The organism is Phaeovulum veldkampii DSM 11550 (genome assembly GCF_003034995.1).
GTDB classification, from domain to species: domain Bacteria; phylum Pseudomonadota; class Alphaproteobacteria; order Rhodobacterales; family Rhodobacteraceae; genus Phaeovulum; species Phaeovulum veldkampii.
Map to the genome: position 1 here is coordinate 1 of NZ_PZKF01000034.1, position 23,769 is coordinate 23,769.

The 23,769-nt window shown below is 64.9% G+C and carries 23 protein-coding genes and 1 tRNA gene; 5 read left to right on the top strand and 19 right to left on the bottom strand.

The genetic code is table 11. The features are described 5' to 3' along the window. The 3 genes from C5F46_RS12665 to C5F46_RS16690 form a co-directional block, all read left to right on the top strand. Positions 1 to 1,069 (top strand): IS3 family transposase gene (locus C5F46_RS12665; protein WP_107325710.1). Its coding sequence is split into 2 segments (ribosomal slippage), with 1,070 coding nucleotides annotated over them: positions 1 to 243 and positions 243 to 1,069; the frame shifts between segments, so codons are not numbered across the junction. This gene is flagged as partial in the annotation. Positions 1,070 to 1,419: 350 nt separating this feature from the next. Further along, entirely contained in the window at positions 1,420 to 1,707 is a 288-nt protein-coding gene (locus C5F46_RS12675; RefSeq protein ID WP_107325712.1) for a hypothetical protein, read from the top strand. Beyond that, the gene (locus C5F46_RS16690) at positions 1,704 to 1,865 is read left to right on the top strand and encodes a hypothetical protein (protein WP_168796895.1); all 162 of its coding nucleotides are present in this window, start codon (positions 1,704 to 1,706) and stop codon (positions 1,863 to 1,865) included. Before C5F46_RS12675 ends, C5F46_RS16690 begins: the two co-directional genes overlap by 4 nt. A gap of 182 nt (positions 1,866 to 2,047) precedes the next feature. On the opposite strand, the gene C5F46_RS12680 is transcribed toward C5F46_RS16690, so the two are convergent. The 17 genes from C5F46_RS12680 to C5F46_RS12760 all read right to left on the bottom strand — a co-directional run bounded on the left by C5F46_RS12680 (position 2,048) and on the right by C5F46_RS12760 (position 20,698). Next, positions 2,048 to 2,305, bottom strand: coding sequence for a hypothetical protein (locus C5F46_RS12680; protein ID WP_168796896.1), 258 nt, complete (start codon positions 2,303 to 2,305; stop codon positions 2,048 to 2,050). After that, entirely contained in the window at positions 2,305 to 2,985 is a 681-nt protein-coding gene (locus tag C5F46_RS12685) for a YcbK family protein (protein ID WP_107325713.1), read from the bottom strand. Before C5F46_RS12685 ends, C5F46_RS12680 begins: the two co-directional genes overlap by 1 nt. A gap of 107 nt (positions 2,986 to 3,092) precedes the next feature. After that, entirely contained in the window at positions 3,093 to 3,407 is a 315-nt protein-coding gene (locus C5F46_RS12690; protein ID WP_107325714.1) for a hypothetical protein, read from the bottom strand. After that, entirely contained in the window at positions 3,404 to 4,147 is a 744-nt protein-coding gene (locus C5F46_RS12695; protein ID WP_107325715.1) for a DUF2793 domain-containing protein, read from the bottom strand. The genes C5F46_RS12690 and C5F46_RS12695 overlap by 4 nt, the downstream gene beginning before the upstream one ends. Before the next feature lie 12 nt (positions 4,148 to 4,159). After that, on the bottom strand, positions 4,160 to 8,128 hold the full coding sequence (locus C5F46_RS12700) for a baseplate multidomain protein megatron (protein ID WP_107325716.1): 3,969 nt from the start codon (positions 8,126 to 8,128) through the stop codon (positions 4,160 to 4,162). 64 nt (positions 8,129 to 8,192) lie between these two features. Continuing rightward, entirely contained in the window at positions 8,193 to 8,702 is a 510-nt protein-coding gene (locus C5F46_RS12705; protein ID WP_107325717.1) for a C40 family peptidase, read from the bottom strand. Then, a complete protein-coding gene (locus C5F46_RS12710) occupies positions 8,699 to 9,586 on the bottom strand; it encodes a DUF2163 domain-containing protein (protein WP_107325718.1) in 888 nt (295 codons plus the stop codon). Before C5F46_RS12710 ends, C5F46_RS12705 begins: the two co-directional genes overlap by 4 nt. Beyond that, positions 9,583 to 10,137, bottom strand: a complete 555-nt coding sequence (locus tag C5F46_RS12715; RefSeq protein WP_107325719.1) for a heme oxygenase-like domain-containing protein — start codon at positions 10,135 to 10,137, stop codon at positions 9,583 to 9,585. Before C5F46_RS12715 ends, C5F46_RS12710 begins: the two co-directional genes overlap by 4 nt. Before the next feature lie 166 nt (positions 10,138 to 10,303). Next, a complete protein-coding gene (locus C5F46_RS12720; protein ID WP_107325720.1) occupies positions 10,304 to 10,549 on the bottom strand; it encodes a hypothetical protein in 246 nt (81 codons plus the stop codon). Further along, positions 10,546 to 13,431, bottom strand: a complete 2,886-nt coding sequence (locus tag C5F46_RS12725) for a BspA family leucine-rich repeat surface protein (protein WP_107325721.1) — start codon at positions 13,429 to 13,431, stop codon at positions 10,546 to 10,548. The genes C5F46_RS12720 and C5F46_RS12725 overlap by 4 nt, the downstream gene beginning before the upstream one ends. Next, the gene (locus tag C5F46_RS12730; protein ID WP_107325722.1) at positions 13,428 to 13,841 is read right to left on the bottom strand and encodes a hypothetical protein; all 414 of its coding nucleotides are present in this window, start codon (positions 13,839 to 13,841) and stop codon (positions 13,428 to 13,430) included. The genes C5F46_RS12725 and C5F46_RS12730 overlap by 4 nt, the downstream gene beginning before the upstream one ends. A gap of 5 nt (positions 13,842 to 13,846) precedes the next feature. Further along, positions 13,847 to 15,817, bottom strand: a complete 1,971-nt coding sequence (locus C5F46_RS12735; RefSeq protein WP_107325723.1) for a hypothetical protein — start codon at positions 15,815 to 15,817, stop codon at positions 13,847 to 13,849. Positions 15,818 to 15,840: 23 nt separating this feature from the next. Then, positions 15,841 to 16,470, bottom strand: a complete 630-nt coding sequence (locus C5F46_RS12740; protein ID WP_107325724.1) for a DUF2460 domain-containing protein — start codon at positions 16,468 to 16,470, stop codon at positions 15,841 to 15,843. A 41-nt stretch (positions 16,471 to 16,511) separates the two neighbouring features. Continuing rightward, on the bottom strand, positions 16,512 to 18,995 hold the full coding sequence (locus tag C5F46_RS12745) for a phage tail tape measure C-terminal domain-containing protein (RefSeq protein WP_107325725.1): 2,484 nt from the start codon (positions 18,993 to 18,995) through the stop codon (positions 16,512 to 16,514). A 46-nt stretch (positions 18,996 to 19,041) separates the two neighbouring features. Beyond that, positions 19,042 to 19,248, bottom strand: coding sequence for a DUF7697 family protein (locus C5F46_RS12750; RefSeq protein WP_207186760.1), 207 nt, complete (start codon positions 19,246 to 19,248; stop codon positions 19,042 to 19,044). Between the two features lie 29 nt (positions 19,249 to 19,277). Further along, positions 19,278 to 19,751, bottom strand: a complete 474-nt coding sequence (locus tag C5F46_RS12755; RefSeq protein WP_107325726.1) for a hypothetical protein — start codon at positions 19,749 to 19,751, stop codon at positions 19,278 to 19,280. 2 nt (positions 19,752 to 19,753) lie between these two features. Further along, complete coding sequence (locus C5F46_RS12760) at positions 19,754 to 20,698, bottom strand: phage tail tube protein (protein WP_107325727.1); 945 nt, start codon at positions 20,696 to 20,698, stop codon at positions 19,754 to 19,756. 124 nt (positions 20,699 to 20,822) lie between these two features. Between C5F46_RS12760 and C5F46_RS12765 the strand changes: the two genes are divergently transcribed. After that, a complete protein-coding gene (locus tag C5F46_RS12765; RefSeq protein ID WP_107325728.1) occupies positions 20,823 to 21,641 on the top strand; it encodes a cobalamin B12-binding domain-containing protein in 819 nt (272 codons plus the stop codon). A 65-nt stretch (positions 21,642 to 21,706) separates the two neighbouring features. Here C5F46_RS12765 and C5F46_RS12770 read toward each other — a convergent pair whose 3' ends face one another. Then, positions 21,707 to 22,141 (bottom strand): acyl-CoA transferase, encoded by a 435-nt coding sequence (locus C5F46_RS12770; RefSeq protein ID WP_107325729.1) that lies wholly within the window; start codon positions 22,139 to 22,141, stop codon positions 21,707 to 21,709. 45 nt (positions 22,142 to 22,186) lie between these two features. On the opposite strand from C5F46_RS12770, the gene C5F46_RS12775 reads away from it, so the two are divergent. After that, a tRNA-Ile gene (locus tag C5F46_RS12775) sits at positions 22,187 to 22,262 on the top strand. Between the two features lie 314 nt (positions 22,263 to 22,576). On the opposite strand, the gene C5F46_RS12780 is transcribed toward C5F46_RS12775, so the two are convergent. Beyond that, a complete protein-coding gene (locus C5F46_RS12780; protein WP_107325730.1) occupies positions 22,577 to 23,599 on the bottom strand; it encodes an IS110 family RNA-guided transposase in 1,023 nt (340 codons plus the stop codon). Between the last annotated feature and the right edge of the window lie 170 nt (positions 23,600 to 23,769).

Here is a 23,769-nt window from a genome sequence, read left to right on the forward strand (position 1 = left end):
CTGAAGCACAGATCATCGCGATCCTGCGGCAGGCTGAAGGCGGTGTGCCGGTGGCCGAGCTGTGCCGTGAACATGGGATGAGCGACGCGTCTTTTTACAAATGGCGGGCCAAGTATGGCGGCATGGATGCGTCGATGGTCAGCCAGATGAAGGCGATGGAAGAAGAGAACCGTCGGCTTAAGCGGATGTATGCGGACCTGAGCATGCAGAACGATTTGCTGAAGGAAGCCCTTGGAAAAAAGTAGATCGGCCATCTCAGCGCCGCGAGATGGCCGAAACGGCGGTGGAACGACGGGGCGTCAGCATTGCGCTGGCGTGTCGGGCCTTCGGGGTCAGCGAGACCTGCTATCGTTACAGCCCCAAGCTGAAGGACGAGAACGAGGTGATCGCCGATCTGCTGACAGGGCTGACGGATGCACGAAAGACTTGGGGTTTTGGCCTGTGTTTCCTGCATTTGCGCAACGTGAAGGGGCATCCGTGGAACCATAAACGCGTCTATCGGATCTACTGTGAGCTGGAGTTGAACCTGCGTATCAAGCCCCGCAAGCGGCTAAAACGGGAGAAGCCTGACGTTCTGGCCGTGCCGGATGCGCCCAATGTGACCTGGTCCATGGACTTTATGGCGGATCGCCTCGGCGACGGCAGGGCTTTTCGGCTTTTGAATGTGTTGGACGACTTCAACCGAGAGGGGCTGGGCATCGAGGTTGACTTCTCGCTGCCCGCAGAACGTGTCATCCGCAGCCTGAACCGCATCATTGAGTGGCGCGGGAAACCCTGCACAATTCGTGTGGACAACGGCCCTGAATACATCAGCGAGACGCTCAGGATATGGGCTGAGAAGCAGGGCATTGCCATCCAGCACATCCAACCCGGACAGCCCCAGCAGAACGCATATGTCGAACGCTACAACCGGACGGTTCGGCATGAGTGGCTGGACCAATACATCATAGAAAGCATAGAGGAGGCACAGGATCAGGCCACACAATGGCTCTGGACATATAACAACGACCGCCCGAACATGGGCATCGGCGGCATCACACCCGCAATGAAACTGAAAATGGCCGCGTAAGTTCTACAGATGCACCCCGTTAAAAAGGGGGAGATTACCTTTAGACACGGAAGATCATTTTATTCTGGCCCATTTGGACCCTTGGTTCGTGCATGACAACGGTCAATCTGAGGACTTGCTTCGCCCTCGCGTAGGAATCGGACGATGCGACAACCTGTGGCAACCCATCGAGATCTGGGCGCCGCCATGGGTGAACATAATCGCGCAAGCCGGCTGGTGCGAGTACTTCGACGGCTGGTGCGAATACTTCGACTTTGTCACCCCATTGATAGAGAAACCACGCCATTTCGAACCAGCCCGCAGCATGGAACCGGACAATGAGGCTGTGCCGCGCGTCCGAAAGAGGGCGCATGATGGCAATATCTTTGGTAACTTACCCGCCACAGGGCGCGCACGTGGTGCTCGAAATTGTTGCGGCCGTGGGCTTTTCAAAAGATGGGATCTTCAGAGCGCCGGATCTGGGGATTGCCATGCAGGCTTGCCGGGCGGGCTTGCGATTGCGGGCGCAAGAGCTTGGTGCTGACATGGTTGCGGACTGCCAGTTTCATGTCAATTTCGGCTCCAAAGCCGTCAACGTAACCGGCTTCGGGACAGCCATCCGAATTACGTCATCATCGGTCGAGGGAAACCACGGATGAGCTTCGAAGCCGTCATCACGGTTGTGGTCATCGTGCTGTTGGTGGTGTTCAGCAGGCCTTTGTTCACGCTCGCGGGTGGTTTGGTGGTGCTGTTCTTCGGAAGCATCGCAACGGTGGTCATCTTTTTTGTCGTGAATGCGCTCCTTTTCGGAGTGTGAGTTGTATGTTGGTCAACTATCATGACGCGCACGCCCGGACTTGTGCTCTGAGCACGGCATAATCCGCAAGCCAGTCGACGATGACGCTGCCGTCGGGCAGCGCGGCGACCTCATCCGCTACGCGCCGCTGTTCGTCACGGCTGTAGTCGACCACGGCTGGGCAGACAAAGCCTGCCCAGCGCTCAGAACTCCCCGCTGCGCAGCCGGTCAACAAGATCGTTACGGCTGCGAGGGCGCCTGCTGGCGGCCTCCAGTATCTGACGCTGAATGGCATGGGTGCGCTCCAAGTTTTCAAGCCGTTCCGCTGCGCGACCAGCGCGCTCGCCAGCACGGCGCAGGTTGACCAGAAACAGCACGACGGCCAGAGCGGCGAGTGCCGCTCCGATGATCCGCCGCGCCCAAGGTCGGGTGAATAGCGCGGCCAGCATGGTGCCCAGCATCACTGCATCCCCCTGCGCCAGTCATCGACCCGCGCCCAGATCGCCACGGCAATGCCTGCCAGCGCGAGGGCGATGAAGATCCAGCGCAAGCTGTCCAGATAGGGGATCAGCGGCAGAACCGCGCCCTGCGCCTCGGCCAAGACCCCTTGCGCGACCTCTACCCCAGCGGCGCCCACGGTAGCCACGCCTGCAGCCCCCGCCCCTTTCATGGTCCTGCTTTCTGCCAGCGTCTCACGCGCGGCTGGCACCTCTAGCGCAAAAGGCACCGCCCTGACCGGAAACCTCTCACCCCAGGTCCGTGCAGGCCCAAGGTCGATGTGCATGAAACCGGACCGCGGATAATACCCAAACCCCAAGAACCCGACCGCACGCGCCGTCGCCTCGAAGGCCGCGGGATCGTGGTTCGCCATGGCGATATCAAAGGCCGTGCCGTCCATGTGCTTCGACGCCTTGGCTCCACCGACAGCACGGTTGTGTTCGGGCGAACGGTAAGCAGAGCGGACGATCAGCGGTTTGCCCAACCGATCGCGCAGGGCCTGCAGCTTGTCCAGCGCCTCCGGGTGCAGCTTCAACTGCCCCGTGCCGCGGCAGGCAATCTCCGCCGGCGAGAAGTTCCCCCAGCGCCACGCGCTATCTGGCACGTCGCGGAAATGGCGGAACGTTCGGATCGGTTCAGGCATGACGCCCTCCTGTTACGATTGATGACAAAAAACCCGCCGCAGGGCGCGACGGGCTGTGACTGCGGCTCCGTTCGGGCCGCGGTTCAGGTGATGACGCCCCTGCGGCGTCAGCCTGCGCGATTGCGCTGGAAGGCTTCGAAAAGCAGATCGCGAACGGTTCGAATGTCGGTCTCGATGCGATCGAGACGGTCGGCATCGGCTTTGCGATCCTCGGAGCGCTGCGCCTCGATGCGTTCGCGATCGGCAATCAACTCGCGGTCAAGCCGTTGCAGCAGCGCCTCGTTGGTAAAGGCACGGCGGGTGACGGCGGCGATCAGTGCCAGAAACCCACCGATCAGCGCGGTGATTGCCGCGGTCAGACCATGGTCGCGGAAGGCCGCGGCGGTGGCGGCCAAGAGGCCGGGGGATGCGGGATCACTCATGCCGGGGCTCCGATTGATAGGGTATGACATGCGAGCCGCAGGGCCCCGCCGGTGAAACTCCCGCCCTCGGCTGAGACCCGCACGGGCGTTGCGAGGGCAAAGGCCCGCGGCGTGATGGGCAGTTGAGCGAGCGATCCGGCACTGATGCCAAACCCTGCCCCGAAGGCGGATTGCTCTGTGGCAGTCCCCAAGGCAAAGCCGGTGGCGCCGGTGATCGCGGTGGTGACGCGCGCCGAGACCCCGATCACCAGCGCTCTTGCGGGTATGGTCAGAGTGGTCGTTACACTGCTGCCCGAGAGCCCGGTCACCGAGGCCTCGATCACAGAAGCGCGCGTCCGGCTCCCAAGGGCGCCCTCAGCCAGATCGGTGCTGGCGCCCCGGACCAGGAGCCCCATTGCCGCATCAAGGGTGACCCAGCCCGCCGCAAGACGCACCAGCATGAGCTGTTCCGCGATGACCCAGACCCGCCAGCCCACGCGCGTCGGCAGCCGCATCCAGGCGCCATCGGCCCAAAGCGCGATATCGCCTGACCAGCCGGCCCAAAGGCCAGTCGCCCCGGCGGCCACCAGATAGGCCGCGCCCTCGACGGGGTTTGCGGGTGGAGCACTGCGGCTGCGATCCTCGACGGTCAGGTTCACAAGCCCGTCGAGCCTGCGCAGCGCTTCGTTATGGGTGACGTGCTTCTGGGCCTGGGCCGCTTGCAGATAGGGCAGCAAAAGCCGAGGGCTGGTCTCAGCCATGGAGGGTCTCCTTCAGAAATTCAGTGTGACGGTGCGCGGTGCCCCGCGCCCCAGAAGGGCGGAGAGCTGGAAGAGCCGGATGGTGAGGCTGTCGCCGGGGCCCAAGAGCGCGCCGCGATCGGTGATCTGATGCGCCGCGCTGTAGAGGGCCTGCGGCTGGTTTGCGGTCAGCACGCGGATCACGCTGCTGCCGTCCTGCCCCATGATCTCAAGCTCATAAGCCTCGCTGGCCTCCGACATTGGCACCTCCACGGCTTCCCAGCTGGCGGCGACCAGCGCGCGATCAGCGCGGATCCAGCGCAGGGTCAGATCGCCGGGCACGCGGCCGCGCAGACCGGGGTTGTCCACCTGCGCCACAGCAAAAGGCCGAAGCCCCGCGCCCTTGGGCGTGAATTCCGCAGCGGCAAAGCTCGGATCGGTGAAGGGAAGTGCCGCGGGCCCCACGCGCCAGAGCCAGGGCAGACCCAGATCACCAAGCGGGATGGGCAACCGCGCGAGCGTGGCATCCAGCAGGACGATCCGCGCGCCGGCAAGCGTCGGGTTGCCCATGGCTTGTTCGGTGCCGCGCTGTCCGCGCAACAGGCGGGTCAATCGATAGCAGCCGGGCGCGACCAATTCTGCCGTCCCTGCCTGAATGATCTCGCAATGCCCCGGTCCGGTCTCGACGGCCAGGGCATTGGCGCCGCCAAAGAGCGCAAGGTCGGTGACGCTTTCCAGCGTGCCGCTGGCCAGATCCACCACCAGCGCGTTCGCGTGATCGAAGCGCCCGACTGGCCCTGGCCCCAAGTCTTCTGCCAGCACCCCCATCCTTGCGCGCGCGCCCAGCGTCTGGATCAGGCTGAAGCCATCGCTGCTGGCACTGCGCCAGACCGCAAGCGTCCCGGGCCAAGGCCGCGCATCGGCGGCAATGAGCGGCTGGTGGTCGATCTCGGTCTCGCTCAGCTGCGGTAGATCGAGGAAGGCGACCTCGGGTGCCCCGAACACCAGCGGGCGTGCGAGCGCCGCGGGACGCGCCGGCCCTGGCGGCAGATCGTGCAGCGTGCGGTCCTGCACCAGCGCCTCAAGCCCGCGGGCGGTGCTGTCGGCGAGCGACAGAATCCGCAGATCGATCTCGCGCCCGTCATGGCTGAGGCGCAGAACATCGCCGGGGTCCAAGGCCAACCGCGAGGGCGGCAGGCGGAAAGCGGCACTCTCGCGCCCGGTCCAGGCTTCCATCAGTGCGCGACGGCAACGCCGCTCTGCCTCCTCTGGCGGGACAGCCATCGGAAACGCTTCAGCCGTGATCCGCGCGGCCGTCACCGTGACGCGGCGCGCCTCAACGAGCGCGCTGTCATAATCCTCGTCTGCGCGCGCGACCTGCCATTTGAGCGCGAGGGGGAGTTCGGTCTCCTGTGCCCGGGTCAGCTCAAAAACCTCCGCCCCGCCCGTGGCACCCGTCACCATGTTGTCAGAGGAAATCTCTGCTGCTGGCGCACGGCCGCGCATCAGAAACCGGATGCGGCCTTCGCTTTCGACCGCATCGAACCCGAAATGCCGCGCCAGCACCGTGATCGAGGTGCGCGGGCTTTCGAGAGCTGTGATGACATGACCCTCGATCGCGCCCCAGAGACCCGACACGTCGATCTGACCGTCTGGCAGCCCCGCCCGCTGACAAAGCGACCGCACGAGGGCCGCGAGGGACACCGACCCCAGCCGCCCGCTCAGAGTGTGCCCTGTGCGCCAGGTCGCAGCATCGGGCCAAAGGTCAGGCGCTTCGGGATAGGCCGGATAGGGCCGCGTATCCCAGAAAGCCGCTGCGCAGTTCGCGATATCCAGCATCGGCGCGCCGGTCACGGGCGAGACGGGGTTCCCTCCAGGGGAAAACCAGTGGCCAAGGATCGCCTCAATCACACTGCGCTGGCTCGCGTCATCCCGCCATCCGCGCGAAAACCATGGCAGGCGGGCGTCTGCAGCCAGCGGTGCACTTAGCGCATCTGGTTCATTGGCGGCACGATCAACGGCTGGGGCGCCGAGGGCGGTGAACCGGATTGGCTTTGATCGCGGGATCCAGGCCGTCGGCGTTTGCGCCACGCCGCCCACGCGCGGGACATGCGCATTGCTCCACCAGCCCGCCAGATCCTTAGGCCGATAGAGCCAAGCCGCGTCCTCGGCGCCCCCGGCCAGATCCAGCACGGGCGTCCGACGCTGTGCGGCGCGGTCGGCATCAGACAGGTAGCGCCAGTCGTAGCTCTCACCGCCCGCGACATTGGCCGCGAAATAGGCGCGGTCCTGCGGGGCGGGCCATTTGGCCGCATCGATATGGTCGTCGCCATCGCGCCAGTCAGCCAGTGGCCAATAGGCCTCCACCCCGATGAAATTGACATTGGCATCGGCCCAGAGCAGATCGAGCGGAAACCGCACCTCGCCCGGAGTCGGATGATGGCTGTGCCAGGTCTCGGGGCCTGCCGAAAACCCGATCTTCGGGCCCGCCCCGAGGATCTGACGCACGGCCGCCGCCAGGCTGATCCATTGCGCAGTGGCCGGATAAGTGCCGGGGGCCGATCGGAGGGTGACCAGCCCATCCAGCCGCGGCCCCAGCAGGAAACTGTCGACCCCGCCTGCGCGCGCCGCGAGATGAGCGTAATGCAGCACAAGGCGGCGCAGGCCCCGATCGCTGGCAGGCCCATTCCAACGCACGGTCTCACCGGACACTGCAAATTGCGTCGGCGTCGCCGCGCCGAAAAAGGCAGCGATCTCGCTGGTCATCGCCGCCGTCAGGTCCGGGCTCCCCGGCAGACCCGGTGCAAGGCTGGCGGTGATCCGGGTCGCGGCGGCATAAGCAGGCTGCGGGGCTGCCCCAGTCCAGGGATCGATGCGCGTGTTGGTGGCCGGGATGTCCAGCATCACCACAGGAGCCAGTGTCACCCGGAGCCCACGCGCCTTGATCTCGCGGATGGCGGCGATCACGGTCTGATCCGAGGGCGTTCCGCGAAACCCCACTCCATTCGTTCCACGCGACAGAAGGTGCGCGCTGCTGCGCGTCTCGCCATTGACGCCCCAGGTCACCGGCGTGGTGGCGCGCGTACGGGTCTCGACGCCGGGCCGGATCTGGCAGGTGTTGGCACGCAGGTCATCTCCGAACCAGGCAACGGGCAGCGTGACAGCTTCGAGCCTGGGGCACGCCGCCTGCAGCCGATCCAGCGCCACGGTGAAATCCGCCGCCCCAGCATCAAGGCTGGCATTCAGCGCAGAAGTCGTGCCGCTACTTTGGGTGGTGACAATGCCGGTTGCGAGACCGAACTCTCCCATGCCATCGCCCAGCACCATGGCGCGGATCAGGCCTTCGGCGCTGTCGGGGTCCGCGATCGGGCGAAAAACCTCGAAGGAGAGCTGCGGCAGGCGGTTGCCATAACTCTCCAGCGGCGAATCCTCGAAGACCACGTAAGCGGTGCCACGATAGGCGGGCGTATTGGCCGCACCCATCTTCGCCGCGATGAACGGATCGCGCGCCTGGTTCTCATCGCCGGGATACCAGCGCCAAGTAACACCGGTCATGTCCATGGGCTTGCCGTCGGCCCAGATGCGGCCGATTCCAGAAATCGGTCCCTCAGTCAGGGCTACCGCAAAGGATGCGTAATAGAGGTATTCTGTTGTGGTGACCTTGGATCCGCCGCCGCCCTTGCCGCCGACACGCTGGGTCGTGGTGCGCACCTCCTCGCGGAAATCGGTGGCCCAGATGATGTTGCCGCCCATGCGCATGCGGCCAGAGACTCGCGGGATGACAGCGCCTTCGGTCGAAGAGGTCAGGCGCAGGCTGTCGAGCCGCGCGCCTTCGATGCGCTGGCTAGGGGCGAGCGAGGAGATGATCCAGCTGTCTACGACCGAACCGATGGAGGCACCGATGAAGCCCCCGATGGCGGCACCGGTGAAGCCAAGGATGGTGCCAGAAATCAGCGAGCCGCCAAGCGCGGCACCGGCAGCGCCCAGAATGAGGGTGGCCATGAGGGATCGTCTTTCTGTGGTGAAACAGCCAAAGGGCGGAGGTGTCAGAATGCCGACACGCCTCTCAGTCCGATGAATTGCGCGTCCGTCGTGCTGCTGACCGCCGCGGCCGCGGAAAGCGGAAGACAAAGGCGATGCGCCGCGCCCAGGCAGGCGTCAGCGGTTCTTCGATGACGCCGAGGCGTTCATAGGCGTGGAGGAACTGGTCCGGCGCTGTCAAAATCCCGACATGCTTGGCGATGGCGCCCGGGCGCATGCAAAACAGGAGGAGATCGCTGGGTTGGCGGGCCTCCACTGCGATGGGCAGCATCAGGCGCGTGGCCCCTTCTGCCAGAACTTCGCGCTCCCCGGTCTCGCCCCAATCCCGGCTGTAGGGTGGGATCGGGAAAGGCTCCGGCCCATGCAACTGGCGCCAGATCCCGCGGGCGAGCCCGAGGCAATCGCAGCCCACGCCTTTGAGGCAGGCCTGGTCGTGGTACGGAGTGCCGAGCCAGTCGCGCGCCAGGGCGATCACCAGATCGGGATCTGCGGGCCTCGGCGGACGGCCACGGCGGCGGGGCAAGGGCGCGCTCATCCCAGCACCTCGCCCTCATGGCCACCGTCCTTGGTGGCATAGCGGATTACCGCGTCCTGACCGGGGATGTGCGGAAAGCCCCGGAAATTGGCGATGTTGCCGAATTTGCCCGAACAAGTCTCGGCGCGCTTGTCGCAACCTGCGGTCACTGTGAAACTGTCCCCGACCGTGATCGCGCGCAGCGGGGCCTCGAGCAGTGTCAGCGTTACGAGCCCGCCGATTACGTCATGCAGCAGCACCTCCGCGCGCCGCCCGGCATTGGCGCCTGACCCCCAGGTCAGCGTGCCTTGCGCGAACCAGCCGGAGGCGAACGCCCCAAGCCCTGCGGCCACGAACGCCCGGTCGCGCAGGCGTTCAGCAACGCTGCCCGTCCCGCGAAACGCCACCGCGTTCAGATTGACGCGGCAGCGGGCATCGCCCAGTTCCGCATCACAGCCCGCCTGAAACACCCGGCCGACCGTCTGGCCCAGCACATGGGCGAGGCTCCGGACCTCGGCCACGAAGGCCAGCCGCCCGCGGCGAATCTGGCCGACGGCACCGCGGCGCATTAGGACACGCTGATCGGGCGCCGCCCAGTTCACGCGCCAGACCTCGACGGCGGCATTGTCCCAGCGGCCATCGAGAATATCGGTCTCGGTGATGCGGTCCGAGGACAGTACGCCTTCGGCCTCTTGCGCATCGACAGCGAGATCGGAGCCCGCGCGGAGTTCGGACGCAGTAAATCCGCTCTGGGGCTCGAAAATCGTGTCGTCGAAGACCAGCGGCAGATCGTGGTCGGTGAAGCCAAACCGCGCGCCATCAGCACGGGTTAGCCGCCAGCACCAGGCCAGCGTGGTCACGCCGGTGTCGAGATGGGCCTGCAGTCTGGATGGCAGGGTCTTCATCGCGCGACCGCCACTTCCGCCCTTGGCGCTTCGAAATCCCCTCGCGCGACGATCTCGTCCATCACGGCGCTGAGCGCGACAAAGGCCCGCCGTGCGCCGGGGGCCAGATCCGGGATCTCGCGCAACTGCTTGACGAAGGCTTCCGCCGCAGGTCCGTCGTCAAAGCTCGTATGCCGTGAGGGCAGATCGCGCCCGGCTTCCCGCAGCGCCTTCTCGATGACACGCCCCCCGCGGCGATGCGCGCCGATGGTCAGATAGGCTGCCCCGAAGATCGCCACCGTGTCGGTCAGCGAAGCTGCGAATTCCGCCGCCACCCGACTGGGCTGAGCCTCCACTGGCAAAAGCGCCAGCAGGTCGAGCGCCAGTGCATCCGCCCGTTGCACCGCAAGCGGCAGATGCGGATCGAGCGCCAGCTGGATCGTCAGATGCGCCTGCAGCCAATCGGCCCAAGCCTGTGTCGTGATGGTGCCCGCGATCATCGCGCGGGCCAGCGGGTGGTCCTCAGCCTGATGGTGTAGATCGCGGGTGGCCTGCCAGAGTGGTCCGAGCATGGTGGTCTCCAAAATGCAAAACGCCCCCGGAGGACCGGGGGCGCGAAGGTTTGTGAAACGATAGACCCGCACGGACGGCAGACGTCAGGGTCTTGGTCTCGCGGTCGACACGGCATCGCGCCGTGCGGTCAGCCTGTGCAGATGGCGCAGGCCGGGACGCGCCACTTCAATCCGGCAGCGCAGGCGGTTCTGACCCCGCGCGATCCGCGCCCAGCAGAAGCGGATGCGCCTCTTCTGGCGTACCGCCGAGGGCGATCAGGCGATCGAGATAGGGCCGGAACCGCGTGAAGGTCTCGAGGGTCTCCTGACCTGTGCTGAGACTTTCGCCCGCACGGAGCCTGCCGGTGTGGCGGTCTGGTCCGTGCGCGATCCACCAGGTCAGGGTCTGGGCGCTAAAACTCTGGCTGCTCATGCGGGGCTGTCTCCAGTGATGGTCCATGCCGCGCCGTCGAGGCGCAGGGTGGCGGCGGCCAGGAGGTCGGACCAGGTGGTGACGGTCCAGGGGTGGTCGCCGATGCCGGTGGCGCGCATCTGGTCCTCGGGGTCGTAGAGCGACCAGCTGCTGGCGGTCTTCAGGAAATACCAGCCGGTCGGGGCGACATAGAGGCCGGTGCTGCTCTCGAAGAGATAGAGGCCATCGATCCCGGGTTCTGCCGCACCGGCCACGGCCAGGCTGCGGGGGGAGACCAGAAAGGCGCGCGCCTCGTTGGCCGAGCGTAGCCGCGCGGCTGGACGGTAGAGGGTGTCGTCATAGACCTTGCCATCGAAGCGGGGGGCCAGGTTGAAGGGCCCGCTGGCGTCGGCCACGCGGTTGGCCCAGCCGACGAGGAGCCGCGCATAGTTCTCACGCGAGAAGGCATGGCCTGTGTCGGTATCCATGATGTTGGTCAGTGTGACCCCGGCGATGCGGAGCGGCCAGTCGGAGATGTCCTGATTGAAGGCATGGTTGTTGCCGGCCAACATGCTGGTCATGTCTGCCACGTTCGAGACGTTCCAGGAGCCGATCGGTTGGTTGAACGGGTGGGTGCGGATCCCGCTGCCGCCGATGCCGCAGGCGAACATGGCGCGCATGCTGGTGACCCGGCCAACATCCCAGCTGTTGATGGTGGGGGCGCCGCCGTTGTTGAAACTGTGGAACTGGCTCGAGCCTGCGCCGACCGCGCCGAACATGGCCGTCATGTCGGTGACCGATCCGACGTTCCAGGCGCCGATGTCCTGATTGAAGGCGACGCGCGAGGTATTGGTGAGCACGCTTGCGAACATGTAGGCCATGTCGGTGACCGAGCCGACATCCCAGGTCCCGATCGGCTGGTTGAAGGGGCAGTTCTGGAACATGCCGCGCATGGTGGTGACGGAACCGGTCTGCCAGTCTGCGAGCGGCTGGTTGTAGCTGCTGTTCAGGAACAGGAAGGACATGTCGGAGACGCTGGCGGTGTTCCAGCGCCCGAGGGGACGGTTGAAGGCGTGGTAGATCGGGGCGCTCGCTCCGATCACCGAAGCAAACAGTCCCGACAGGTCCGTCACTGAACCGATGTTCCAGGCGCTGATGTCCTGATTGAAGGCCGGTGCAATGGCAAACATGCGGCGCAGGGTGGTGGCGGCCGAGGTGTTCCACAGGTTCAGCGGCTGGTTGAAGACCGCGCCGCCCGAGGTGATCCCCGGGCTTCCCAGATGCCCCATGAAGCCCTCGAAGGTTTGGACCGCGCGCACGTCCCACGTATTGATCGGCTGGTTGAAGTCAGCCCCGATGGCGCCGACATTGGCGCTGGCGGTGCAGCCGAACATCAGGCGCATCGAGGTGATGCGGCTGACGTCCCAGGTGGCGATCGACTGGTTGAAGCGCACGCGGCCGTCGCGGCCACCATAGTAGTTGCCCTGGGTCTGGACGAACATCTGCTCCATCGAGGTGAGGCTGGTCCAGTTGCCGAGAGAGAACGGGCTGTTCATCTGGCTGTTGGCGAAGGCCTGAAACACATCTGCCACCCGGCCGACATCCCAATTGGCGCAATTGGGGCCGACGCCGTCGGAGCGGAAGAAGATGCGCCGGATCGTCTCGATGTTACGGGTGTCCATGTCGCGCAGATCGGCGGCGCAGGAACTCTCATAGAAGAGCTCCTCGAAGCTGGTGACGGTCTCGGGGATATTCGGGGTGATATGGTCAAGCGCGGTGGTGGTCTGGCGAAAGGCCCCGCGCAGTGAGGTCAGCCCCATGGCAAAGCCGATGTTCTCGACGCGGATCAGCGCCTTCTGGTCGATGGCCTGGCTGGTGCCATACCAGTCGAGGCGACCGGTGATAGTAACAGTGACGCGCGGGCCTGCAGCTTCGGCATAAAGGTGCGGCTTGATCCCGGGCGTGGTGAAACGCTCCGAGATGCCATCGCCCCAATCGATGGTCACATCGAGGGGGTTGTTGACCGTGCCGCCGCCGAGGGGGATGTAGATCGTGCGTGCGGTGGCGAAGGTCAGATCATAGGTCAGGATCAGCGAGGCCGCGCCGAGAAAGAAGCTGCGCGGGCTCGACCAATCGGAATAGATGATGGGGGCCGAGGCATTCAGCCGGCCGCCATAGCGCGAGCGCCAGAGATAATTCCGGGCGGGCTCAAGCGGCGGAATCGGCACAGTGGTGATCGCCCCGCCTGTGTGGGTGACGGTGACCAGCGGCGCATCGACGCCCGGGGTGGCGTCCGGGGCATAGAAGGCCGTCTGCGTCTCGGCATAGCCATAGCCGAAGATGGCAGCGCTCTCGAAATCCGAAATACGGACCGTGCCGGTGATGGCGTTCTCGCGCGTGATCGGCGCGGGGCGTGAGATCAGGTCGGGAAACGTCTGGGCATAAGGAACGGAGAAGTTTGACTGCGCGCCGCCCGTGCCGGTATAGGCCGCGCGCCAGAGCACGCGGTCGCCGGGGCCAAAGCCGTCTTCGGGGAATTCGATCTGGTAGAGATTGCCAAAGCCCGGGACGATGCGCGTGATCGATCCGTCGAAATCCACGCCATTGGTAGAGATCTCGAAGATGATGCCGGTCTGTTCGAGCCCCGCAGGCGAGCGGAAGGTGGTCAGGCGCAGCTGGGTGCGCTCGTCGACGCTGAAGGGCACCAAGGCCGAAGGGCGCAGGATCTCGTTGTCCTCGATTGGCACGATCCATTCGAGGCCGTTGGAATAGTAGAATTGGCCATCCTCGCCCACCAACGCCGCCCCGAAATACTGCGCGGCATCGAGCGGGATCGGGACGGGATAGATCAGGGACTGGCCGACAAAGCGGCCGCGGCCGGTAGCGTAACGAAGGGCACTCATGCGATCACCGTGAACTCTTCGCGCTGGTTGAGGATGAAGGAGAAATGCGCGACGGCTGCTTCCCCGGCCTCGACCTTCATCTGCAGCCGCTCGCCGGATTTGAGGACCTGGCGGTCGAGCCCGATCGAGAGGACATCGCCCGAGGGGGCGAAGGCGCGATCAAGGAGCAGCCAGGGGGTGTTGTTCAGCGCCAGAACCCGGATCGAGACGCGCACGGCGGCCTCGGATGTGGGGGTGATCAGCACCCCGGTCATGATGGCCGCTGCGGCGACACTGCGCGCGGGGTTCGGCCCCTCGGCCGGGATCAGGTAATCCGGCACGTCATAGACGGTGGCCCATTCGAGGCCGAGCGATTGGCGCACGACCTCAAAGAGGTTCAGGGGCGGACGGGGCGTGGTGATGGTGGCCATGGGGGTCAGGCTCCGAGACCGATGATGAGGGGGAGTGCGATGTTTTGCACACCGCGCGAGAAGGCCTGGCCTTCGATGGTGTTTCTCTCGAAATCCACCCGTAGGTCCTCGCCAAGGTACGTGTCGCCGGTCTCGGTGGAAAAGGTCGCGTAGATGCGCCCGCCGCCGGATTTGAGGATGGCGCTGGAGGGGTCAGGCGCGCGGCCGGTGCCGCGTTGCGCATAGGGCAGCGCGTTGTAGTTCACGCCCGAACCGGCATAGCTGAACTGCTGGCCGGTGGCTTCGATCACCGAAGGGAAACCGGTGCGATAGGCCTCGGGAGCGGCAACCACATCGGAGATCAGCGCGATGAGGGCCGCAATCATGGTCTGCGCGCCGGGATCGGTGATGCGGGCGGCAAGCTCAACGCGGACCTGTTCCCAGGAGGCCAGAAACAGCGGCACCAGCGCGATGGAGAAGGCATAGTCCGCATTCCAATCAAAGAGGCCCTTGGCAAAGAACTGCGCGCCGCGGTCCTGGCCCGCGCGCAGGTCGCCTGCGAGGCTGCGCAGGAGCGTGCGGGTGTCGCGCTCGGCCAGCGCCTTCTGATCGGCCGAGAGGCCATTCCAGTTGGGCAGCGTCGGATAGCGCGTGGTCATCAGCGCGGTGACGATGGCCTCGGTCTGGCTGGTGATGGTGTTGGCGGCCGCAGGATAGGTGCGAATCAGGCTCTTGTCGGCCACGCCCTCGATGCGGATTGCACGACGAAAGCCGGTGGCGGCAAAGGCGTAGTCGCCGAAGGTGTTGTTGGAGTTGGCCACCGTGACCTGGCCGCCATCGTGCGCCCAGAGGCCGACGCGCGACCAGTTGGTGAAGACCGATACCAGCTGGACAAAGGCGTTGCGGGTGATGGCATATCCCACGCCATTGGGGTTGATGGCAGTGAAGCTGTCGACCACGACCGAGCGCAGGGGCGAGGACGGGGCAAGGACCGAGCCGTCTGCGAGCAGATTGCCACCGCCGCGGGGCATCAGCGGATTGCCGGCCGCCTTGTCGATCGGCAGCACCAGCTGGTCTTGGGTAAAACTGTGGAGTTGCGAGCAATCGGCGATATAGGGCGAGCGGGTGATGATCTCGCCGGGCTTGAAGACAAAGGCCCAGCCTTTCCGTGGTGGGCCGCCCGCCAGCGTGTAGGGCTCATGGCGCAAGCCGGTGAAGGTGAAGCCGCGCGCTTTGCAGCCATTGGAGAGGAGGAACATGTTGTTCTCTTCCTGGCCGATAGGCAGGCGCAGCTTGGTCACGCGCAGATCATAGCCGTAAAGAGCGCAATTGGCGGGGATCACGGTCTCGGGCGGGACGGTGTATTCGCCGGGCTGGACGATGACGACGGCAGATTGGCCAAGGGCTGCGGCGCGGGCGAGGCCCTCAGAGATCGTGGCCAAGGGCGATGTCAGCGAGGTGCCTTCATTGATGTCCTGGCCATCCATCGTGACATAGAAGGTGCGAGCGACGGGGACGGAGACGAAGGGCAGCCGCTCAAGGCTCAGGACTTCGACATCCGTGGCATGGCCGGTGCCGAAGGTCTTGAGCCAAGGTTGGGCGTAGCGCGCGCCGGTCGGGGCCACGATCCGGGCGGGACCATTGGCTTCCGCCACGACCGAGGCACGGATCTCGCGGCGGCCATCGGCGACCCGGAGGCCGGTTTGGGTGTCGATGGTGGTGCGTGACAGCAGGCTCTTGTCGGCGGCCAGCCAGTCGAGGCCGCAGCTGATCGCGTCATTGGCCGGATCGGGGCTGTCGCTGGCGCGCCGGTAGGTGGCGCGGAAGGCATAGCGTTCGTCAGCCTCGATCGGGACAGGGGTGAGACCGGTGACCTCCTCGCTGGCGGTCAGCCTGACGATCTTGCCGAAGGGGCCTTGGGTCGGCAGCCCACCTTCGAGGTCGAAAAGCTGCGGCGTATCGCCAGGGCGATGTTCGAGGGGTGTGTAGGTTTGCATGGGGCGGGTCCGGGATTGCGGGTTCAGGCGAGGCGGACTTCGATCAGCGGGATGGCGGTGATGGAGCCCAAGCGTTCAAGATCGAGGGTGACGTCGAGTGTGTCCGCATCGAAGCGCACGGGCGTGTCGAATTCGAAGCCGGCCGAAATGATCACGCCGGGATCGGGGGCGGTATCGAAGCTGACAAGGCCTTTGGTGACATCGGCGGCCCAGCCGGTGAATTGTTCGGCGCCATTCAGCGCGACGCGGATCGTGCTGGCGACCGGCTTTACGATGCGGCGCAGGTAGGTCTCGGGGCCGCTGCCATAGGCTTTGACGAGGGCAAAGTCGGTGGCTGTGCCGTCGCCCATGCCAATCTGCTGGTCGAGTTCGGAGACCCTGACGGAGGGCAGGCAGGATTTGTAATCCGACCAGTCCTTGAACCGAAACGCCTGCAGCCGTCCGCGCCGAGCCTCGAAGAAGGCGACGACGCGTGCCAGATCATCGGCGCGGCGGATGCCATAGGCCACATCGAAGCGACGCCGGGACTGAGCCCAGGAGGCGTTGCGTTCCTCGAAGCCCGAGGCCAGTTCCACAACTTGCGTGCGCCGTTCCGGGCCCCCGCGCGCCCCGCGGCTGATGTCGTCGGGGAAGCGCTCTTCGCAGAAGGTCATGGGGTGAGGTCCTTGGCAGGTCTGTTCGTGGTGGTCGGCGGTCACATTCCCCGCCGCCCCAGCGCGACGGCGCGAGCGATGTCACTGGCGACTTGCGTGCGCGATTGCCGGAAGCTCTCGGCGTCCCGGGTCTGGATGGTGACGTTGATCACCGGAGTTGCATCCCGTCCCGTGGCCCCCGCGCCATAGGCGGCGGCTTCGCGGCGGGAGAGAACGCGCTCGCCGCGCTGCAGGATAGCCGGGACCTCGTCGGGGCGCAGCCCGGCCCAGCCACCCTCGTGCATGCGCGGCGCGGCAGCGAAGGCCATGGCTGGCACCATGCGCATGGGCGTCGCACCACCGACGATGCCGCCCTGATGCAAGATGCCCGCAAAGATCCCACCGCCCCCGCCTAAGCCGCCGAGAGCGCCCGAGAGCGCATTGGCGATCGGGCCGAGGATGAAGCGCCGCGCGGCGATCACCGCGAGATCGGCCAGGATCGAGGAGACCAAGCTCTTGAAGTCGAGCTTTCCGGTGGTCACGAAGGTCCGGAACGCGCTTTCTGCCGACTGGAAGGCCGAGACCAGCGATTGGCCGAGGCCCTTGCCCCAATCCATCGCGTCGCGTGCATAATCAGCGAGGCTTTGCGCGACCGCGCGCCAACCGGTGGCGGCTTCTTCGGCGGCCTTGGTTGCCGCACCTCCGGCTTGACCTGTGGCATCACCGGCTTGACCCGCCGCGTCTGCTGTCTCGCCCAGCGCCGCCGTCGTGCGATCGGCGGCGGCGGCGGTCCCGTCAAGTGCTGCACTGCCCTCGGAGCCTGCGGAGGTGACGGCGGCTTTTAATGCGTCCCAGGCGGTACGCGGCCGGTTGGCGGCGTCCGACAGCATGCCTGCAGCTTCGTCGTAACCACTGGCCCGTCCGCGCGCCGCGTCTGCCATACCTCCAAAGAGATCTGGCGCCTCGACGTAAGTGCGCCCCATCGCCGCCTGAAACGCCTCCGCCGCGGCGGTGCCGGTTGCAGCGGCCGCGCCAGCGTAAGGGTTCTCGATGCCGCCAAGATCGACGGGATCGAGCGTGCCGATCCGCGCACCACCTTCGCCGACGGCCCAGTCAGGCAGGAGCGACAGCGCGCTGTTCAACCCTTCGATGAAGCGATTGATGCGGCCCACCACGGCATTGAGCATGGCCTCGACGCCGTCGATCAGCCCGTTTGCTGCCTGGTAGGCGAAATCCCCGATGGTCTGGGGCAGCGCGCTCCAGATCGCGACCACGGCATCAAAGCCCCCCTGAAACGCCCCAATCGTGGCATTGGCCCAGCCGGTCACGGCTTCCGTTGTGCCCTGCAGCCCGTCGTAGATTGCGGCCTGTGTTCGGGCCCAGCCTGCCTCGACGCGTGCCCAGGCGGCAGAAGCCGTCAGAGAAAGCCGGTCCCACGCCTCTGCGCCCACTTGGCCCAGAAGGCTCAGGGCGTTGCCGACGCCGCCGACACTGCTGACAAGCCGGGTGAACTGGTAGATCAGCTCGCCTGCGCCGACGATTAGGGCGCCGATCCCAGTGCGGATCAAGGCACCGCGCAGAAGCACAAGCGCAGTCGCCAGCCCCCGAACAGACAGAGCGGCCGCGGCCATCCCTGCGACCCAGCGTCCGGCGAGGAAGGCTGCGAAGGTGGCAGCGTAGGTGCCAAGGCGCGTGAGATTGTCGAGGACCGCCGTGAAGGCGCGGTTGATCGGACCGCCGGTCTCGGCGAGCCGCAGGAAGGCTTCGGCCATTGCGGTGACTGCGGGGGCCAAGGCTGCCCCGATCTGCACCCGCATCCCCTGAAACACCTGGCCCACACCGATCAGCGCGATCTCGGTGCGGCGCAGCGCGGCCAATGCCTCGCGGTCGAGCACGGTGCCAAAGCCTGCGGCACGTTCGCCCAGCCGCTTCATCTCGGCCCCGCCACTTGCCAAGAGTGGGATGAGCCGCGTGGCGTCGGACGCCATCGCCTCGAGATAGAAGGTCATCTCCTGCTGGCCGAGACCGGCGCGCTCGAGCGAGGTGACGTAAAGCTGCAGGGCTTCGGGGCCGGACAGACGCGCGAATTGCTCGGCCGTCACCCCAACCTGCGGCGCGATGTTCTCGAAGAAATCCGCCATCGGGCCGCCGCCCGTCTGCAGGAAGTCCCCGACCCGGTCGTTCACATCCTTCAGGATATCGGCGAGCTTCTCTTGCTCGATACCCACCGTGGCCGATGCGGCTGACCAGCGCTGGAACACCTCGGGCGTGGCATTGGCCACCTGGGCAAACTGCTGGATCTGCGCGGCACTCTGCGCCGTCGTGCGCACGATGACGGCCAAGGCGGCGGTGGTCGCCGCTGCGGCTGCGCCCATGGCGACGCTGGCGCGACGGGCGAAGGCCGCAAGCCTGGTGTTGGCGGCCTCCATCTCGCGCGACAGACGCCCAAAGCCCCGCGCACCAGCATCGCCCACGCCTTCGAGTTCCGCCCGGACCTGACGACCGCCCACGGCCGCAAGGCGGACGCTGACGCGCTTCTCTGCCATGGGTCGGATCCTTCCGCGGAAATCATCGTTCGAAACGCGAACGAGGTCAGAATGAGGCGCTGATCACCGACCGCGCTTCTTCATTGAGTTTGCGCACCATCACCGCCTCAATGGGCGGCAGCAGTTCGGCAACCGCGAGGGGCGGAATGTCCAGAGCTGCGGCCATGGCCAGCGCCGCTGTCATGTCCCAGCCAATCACGATGGCGCCGTGCTGAGCTGCGACCAGCCGCAGCTGGCCACCGAGGCGCTGCACGAGATCCCAGACGGCGATGCCCTCGCGGGTTAGCGGGCGGTTTTGCCATGCCGGGCAGTCTTCGCAGCTGCTCGCACAGGCCGCGCAGTAGCGCTCGCCCCCGCCGAAGACCCAGTCGGCAAGGGCGGTGAGACGTTTTTTTCGGCGTCCAGGAGTAGTCCCTTCGAGACGTAGATCGTCTGGAACGCCTCGAAGACCGGCCAGACATCCAGAAGCGCATCGATCGCGGCGGGACTGACCGGCAAGGGGTGGCCCTCCGCATCGCCGACGCCTTCCCAATCGAGGATCGCCTGTCGGGCCAGCGCCTTCGCCATGGTTAGGGCCAGCGCCTCGGTAGCGACAATCCCGCCGATATTGTCGTCGCTTTGTACGGCCGCGAGATCCAGTGCCGGATCGGCGCGGGCTGCAACCATCAGCGCGGTCGTCAAGGGACGTAGCTGGACACGCAGCCCGGGGATCAGCTCGATCCAGCGCGGTGCATTGGTCAGATCAAGTGTCAGCATCGTCAATAGCCCTCCACTGCGTTCACCAGCCTCACCCGGCACATGTGCCCTGCGCTGGCATCCTTCGCCGCCTGCCAGTCGAAGCTGGCCTGGATGCCTTGGGGGCCCGGGATCTCGACCCGCGGTCGCGGCAGATGCACGGCGGGCACGTCCATCGTCAGGCTTTCGCCGGAGGGCAGCGCATAGCCGAAGCTGAGCGCGCACGCCTCGCCCGCGATTGCCTGTTCGATCAGGGTCTGATCCGCAAACCGCACCTCCAGCCGACCCGTCAGCGCCGCCATGCCGGGATCTGCCCCCTCGATGCGCCCGTCGTTGCGGATGGTCTCGATCCGGTCGATCCCATTGGCATAGGTGATCTCGGCCGAGACGACATTGCCGAGCGGCTGGCCATTGCGCGTGATCACCCCGTTGAAATGACCAAAGCGGCGGAAGGCCGGCACCTCTAGCGTGCCGATCGTGGAGGCGGCAGCGACCGTTTCGCCCTGTGCGATCAGGCGGGCCGTTGCGGTCAGCAGGCCGGAGCGCGCCATCTGCCAGCTGAGCTGGTCCAGCACGCAGCCCGTGGCCAGCGCATAGCGCGGCACTTCCGGCATGGCCGTTTCTATGGAAAGCGATGGCAGATCCCAGCCGCCCGAGGTGAATACATGCGTGAACGGACCGGGATCGAGCCCAGTGGTCACGGGCGCGCCAAAGGCTGCCTTCAGCCAGACCCCGAACCCCACCGTGTCGAGGGGCACGACCACATCGCCATCGGCGGTAACCGCATCGGCCAGCGGGGCCTGCGGATCGCGGCCATAGCCCAGCAGTTCTGAGCTCAGGAGCGGCTGCTCGGCCCCGAGTGTGCTGCTGACAAAGGGCATCTGCCACCAGCCCGCCTCGGGTGCGGTGCCGTAAATCGTCTCAAAGGCAAGCGCCAGTCTTGCCCGGGCGCCATGCGCTCGTGCCATTGTCTCATCTCCTGTCGTGTTCCTGTTTGCCAGCTCTGTGCCTAGGTGCTTGCGGCTGGCGGTTGCAAAGGTTGCTGCAGCCACTAATGATCGGTGATCATGGGATCACCGACACGGCCACAGCATGACTGAAACGCACGCAATCAACACCGAACTTTACCACCGTGCGAACAGGCTATTCGACAACAAGCGCAATTCTCTGCCCGCCGAAAGAATCGAGCGCCTCGCTACTGAGGTGATCCAGCGTCTGGTGAAGCTGGGCCCTCCTGTGCTCCGTGTAGACGTCAACACGATTGCTCCCGAGACGGTTTCCGAGTTTTGCGATCTGCTGCTGCAACCTGACTCGGCCGCTCCCCTGTCCTTCATACTTGACCTTCAGAGAAGCGGTGTTTCGCAGCAGAACCTGAGATATGGCCTGATCGCGGAGGCCGCGCGCTCCCTCGGGGAACGCTGGGACCGCAATGAAATCCCCTTCATCGAGGTTACTGGCGCGACTGGCCAACTCTATGCCCTCATCCGCGCACTCAAAACCGATCACGAGGAAGCGGGCTGGGCCCGACGCACACGCCCAGATGCCCTGTTTGCGCCTGTGCCCGGAGAAACACATACGCTCGGGATCACCATCGCCACCGAAACATTCCGGGACGCGGGCTGGGACATCGACCTTAGGATTTCCGAACACCACGACGATCTGATCGCCCACGTGACTGCCTCTCAGCCGACCGTTGTCGGGGTGTCCCTGAGCACCAAGGAGCGACTGCCGGATCTCATTCGCCTGGTTCTTGCCCTGCGCATCGCGGTTCCCCTGGCGACCATCGGCGTGGCACCGGCCCTCGACATGGACGATGCCGAAATTCACGATCTTGTCGATGTTGATCTGATCTTTCGCGACGCGAGGCTCGCCCTGAATGCCTTGGAACGCCTGTTGCTTTTGCGCCAGTGAGCTTGGCCGGTCCGATGGTTTCGTGCGATAACCCTGATTGACACGGTAAATCACGGTCATTCGGTTCAGAGCGGCGGCCCCAGCGCGTCGCTGGTGGCGTAATGCAGGATGATGGGCACGATTGCGGCCTTGATCGTGGCTGCGCCGTCGACGAGCAGGTCGGCCGGTTCAGGCGCCTCGGCCTCGACCCAGTCGCAGCGCCCGCCCAGCGTCCGGTCGGCGCCAAGCGCTGCGCCAATCTGCGCGACCACTGTGTCAAACCGTCCATCCCGATCCTGACCGAATTGCACGATTACCTCGAGTTCAGCGCGATGTTGGTAGTGGTAGGTGAGCGGTGACAGCGACACGCCCGGCTCGCCGGGACTGCCGTCGCGTAGGATCATCAGGCCTGCGGGTGGGATCCGCTCTGGCAAGACCTCGCCGCGCAGCACGGGCACATAAGGTACCGTGCTGAGCAGGTCCGCCAAGGCGGTCAGGATGGCTTCTCGGGTGGTTGGCATAGCGGTTGCCTTCAATTTCGAATTCCGCCAAAGACCCGAAGGGACGGGCCTGTAGCTCAACGGTTAGAGCAGAGCGCTCATAACGCTTTGGTTGGGGGTTCAAATCCCTCCGGGCCTACCATGTGCCCCCTTGGTGGAATGGTAGACACCAGGGACTTCTGTGGTTGCCGCCTGGTATGCAAGAATTTTCTGACTTTCTTGTGCGCGTAATCGAGTGCGGTCTTCTGTCAGGCCTCTATGTGCGGCATTTCAGAAACCGCGGGCCGAGATGGTGATCTGCGGGTCAGGTCCAAATCTTAAAAACGAGCTTGCAAGCTCGAAGTCCCTGGCTGGTTCTCCCGACCCAGATCTGTTCGATCATGGCGCCCATCTAGTCGTCGTCTTCTTACACCCCCAGTTTACCGGCTCTAGCTGCTCATGACACGTCGTTTGCCATCATGCAGACATGGCCGGATCTCGATATTTCTCTTCACGCGTTAGCATCGCCCAAATCTGTCGCGCCATCTTGTTGGCCAATGCAATTGCCACCAGCATTTTTGGCTTCCGACCAAGCATTTGGCCCACCCAAGTGTCTGGGGCGATGTTGTTTCGTGCCCGGCCCACAATCCTTGACATCGCACCAATGATCAGAAGCCTTCGTATATCAGCCTGACCCGCCTTGGAGACCCGTCCAAGGCGAGCTTTTCCTCCCGACGAGAATTGTCGAGGAACGAGCCCCAGCCAGGCAGCGAAGTCTCTGCCAGATTTGAACTGTGTCATTTCAGGCGCGAACGCTTGAACGGCCAACGCTGTCATTGGGCCTACGCCCGGCATTGATTGAAGCAGCTTGCCCTTTTCGCCTTGGGCGCTGGCGTCCTGCAGCTTCTTAGATTTTTCATCAATACGAGCTGTCTTTTCGGCGATCTGCTGCAGTAGATCCTGGCATTCCAGGCGCACCATTGATGGTAAATCCGCACTGGGATCATCGATCAGAGCAGCAATCCGCGGCATGCTGGCGCGTCCGATTGGGAACACATAGCCAAACTCATAAAGTGTTGCCCGTAGAGCGTTCACAAGCTCAGTGCGTTGATGGACCAAACGTTCCCGCCCGCGAAAAACGACGATTTTGCTCTGCTGCTCCTCCGTTTTTGCACTGACAAATCGCATGCCGGGCTGTCTTGCCGCGGTGGCAATCGCTTCGGCATCCGCTGCATCGTTTTTCTGCCGTTTGACAAAGGGGCGCACATACTGGGGCGGTATCAGTCTTGCTTCATGCCCGATCAGCTCCATTTGACGCGCCCAGTGATTTGCGCTGCCACATGCCTCGAACGCAACGATGCAAGAAGGTATCTCAGTCATGAACCGGGAGAACTGCTCTCTGGTCAGTTTCTTTCGGTATACCGTCTCACCCGATTTTTCCGTCCCGTGTATCTGGATCACACGTTTGGCTAAATCTACGCCTATGATTGTTGCATCCATGTCTTTGCCTCCATTCCTTCCTGACATCGGTAACGCTGCGCGCTACCCTACGATGCAGTGAGGGGAAGGCGGCAACCACCCCATCTTAAAATCCCTTGCCTTCGGGCGTGCCGGTTCGAGTCCGGTAGGGGGCACCAAGAAAAACCAAGGCCGGTGAACTTCTGGCCCGT

What these genes read in the sequence shown, in the direction of transcription:
- C5F46_RS12705 (WP_107325717.1), bottom strand. Translation starts at nt 8,702, where the DNA reads ATGAGCGCGCCCTTGCCCCGCCGCCGTGGCCGTCCGCCGAGGCCCGCA.
- C5F46_RS12740 (WP_107325724.1), bottom strand. Translation starts at nt 16,470, where the DNA reads ATGACCTTCTGCGAAGAGCGCTTCCCCGACGACATCAGCCGCGGGGCG.
- C5F46_RS12765 (WP_107325728.1), top strand. Translation starts at nt 20,823, where the DNA reads ATGACTGAAACGCACGCAATCAACACCGAACTTTACCACCGTGCGAAC.
- C5F46_RS12780 (WP_107325730.1), bottom strand. Translation starts at nt 23,599, where the DNA reads ATGGATGCAACAATCATAGGCGTAGATTTAGCCAAACGTGTGATCCAG.
- C5F46_RS12680 (WP_168796896.1), bottom strand. Translation starts at nt 2,305, where the DNA reads ATGCTGGGCACCATGCTGGCCGCGCTATTCACCCGACCTTGGGCGCGG.
- C5F46_RS12685 (WP_107325713.1), bottom strand. Translation starts at nt 2,985, where the DNA reads ATGCCTGAACCGATCCGAACGTTCCGCCATTTCCGCGACGTGCCAGAT.
- C5F46_RS12720 (WP_107325720.1), bottom strand. Translation starts at nt 10,549, where the DNA reads ATGAGCAGCCAGAGTTTTAGCGCCCAGACCCTGACCTGGTGGATCGCG.
- C5F46_RS12715 (WP_107325719.1), bottom strand. Translation starts at nt 10,137, where the DNA reads ATGCTCGGACCACTCTGGCAGGCCACCCGCGATCTACACCATCAGGCT.
- C5F46_RS12725 (WP_107325721.1), bottom strand. Translation starts at nt 13,431, where the DNA reads ATGAGTGCCCTTCGTTACGCTACCGGCCGCGGCCGCTTTGTCGGCCAG.
- C5F46_RS12730 (WP_107325722.1), bottom strand. Translation starts at nt 13,841, where the DNA reads ATGGCCACCATCACCACGCCCCGTCCGCCCCTGAACCTCTTTGAGGTC.
- C5F46_RS12695 (WP_107325715.1), bottom strand. Translation starts at nt 4,147, where the DNA reads ATGGCTGAGACCAGCCCTCGGCTTTTGCTGCCCTATCTGCAAGCGGCC.
- C5F46_RS12675 (WP_107325712.1), top strand. Translation starts at nt 1,420, where the DNA reads ATGATGGCAATATCTTTGGTAACTTACCCGCCACAGGGCGCGCACGTG.
- C5F46_RS12770 (WP_107325729.1), bottom strand. Translation starts at nt 22,141, where the DNA reads ATGCCAACCACCCGAGAAGCCATCCTGACCGCCTTGGCGGACCTGCTC.
- C5F46_RS16690 (WP_168796895.1), top strand. Translation starts at nt 1,704, where the DNA reads ATGAGCTTCGAAGCCGTCATCACGGTTGTGGTCATCGTGCTGTTGGTG.
- C5F46_RS12710 (WP_107325718.1), bottom strand. Translation starts at nt 9,586, where the DNA reads ATGAAGACCCTGCCATCCAGACTGCAGGCCCATCTCGACACCGGCGTG.
- C5F46_RS12745 (WP_107325725.1), bottom strand. Translation starts at nt 18,995, where the DNA reads ATGGCAGAGAAGCGCGTCAGCGTCCGCCTTGCGGCCGTGGGCGGTCGT.
- C5F46_RS12760 (WP_107325727.1), bottom strand. Translation starts at nt 20,698, where the DNA reads ATGGCACGAGCGCATGGCGCCCGGGCAAGACTGGCGCTTGCCTTTGAG.
- C5F46_RS12700 (WP_107325716.1), bottom strand. Translation starts at nt 8,128, where the DNA reads ATGGCCACCCTCATTCTGGGCGCTGCCGGTGCCGCGCTTGGCGGCTCG.
- C5F46_RS12690 (WP_107325714.1), bottom strand. Translation starts at nt 3,407, where the DNA reads ATGAGTGATCCCGCATCCCCCGGCCTCTTGGCCGCCACCGCCGCGGCC.
- C5F46_RS12735 (WP_107325723.1), bottom strand. Translation starts at nt 15,817, where the DNA reads ATGCAAACCTACACACCCCTCGAACATCGCCCTGGCGATACGCCGCAG.
- C5F46_RS12755 (WP_107325726.1), bottom strand. Translation starts at nt 19,751, where the DNA reads ATGCTGACACTTGATCTGACCAATGCACCGCGCTGGATCGAGCTGATC.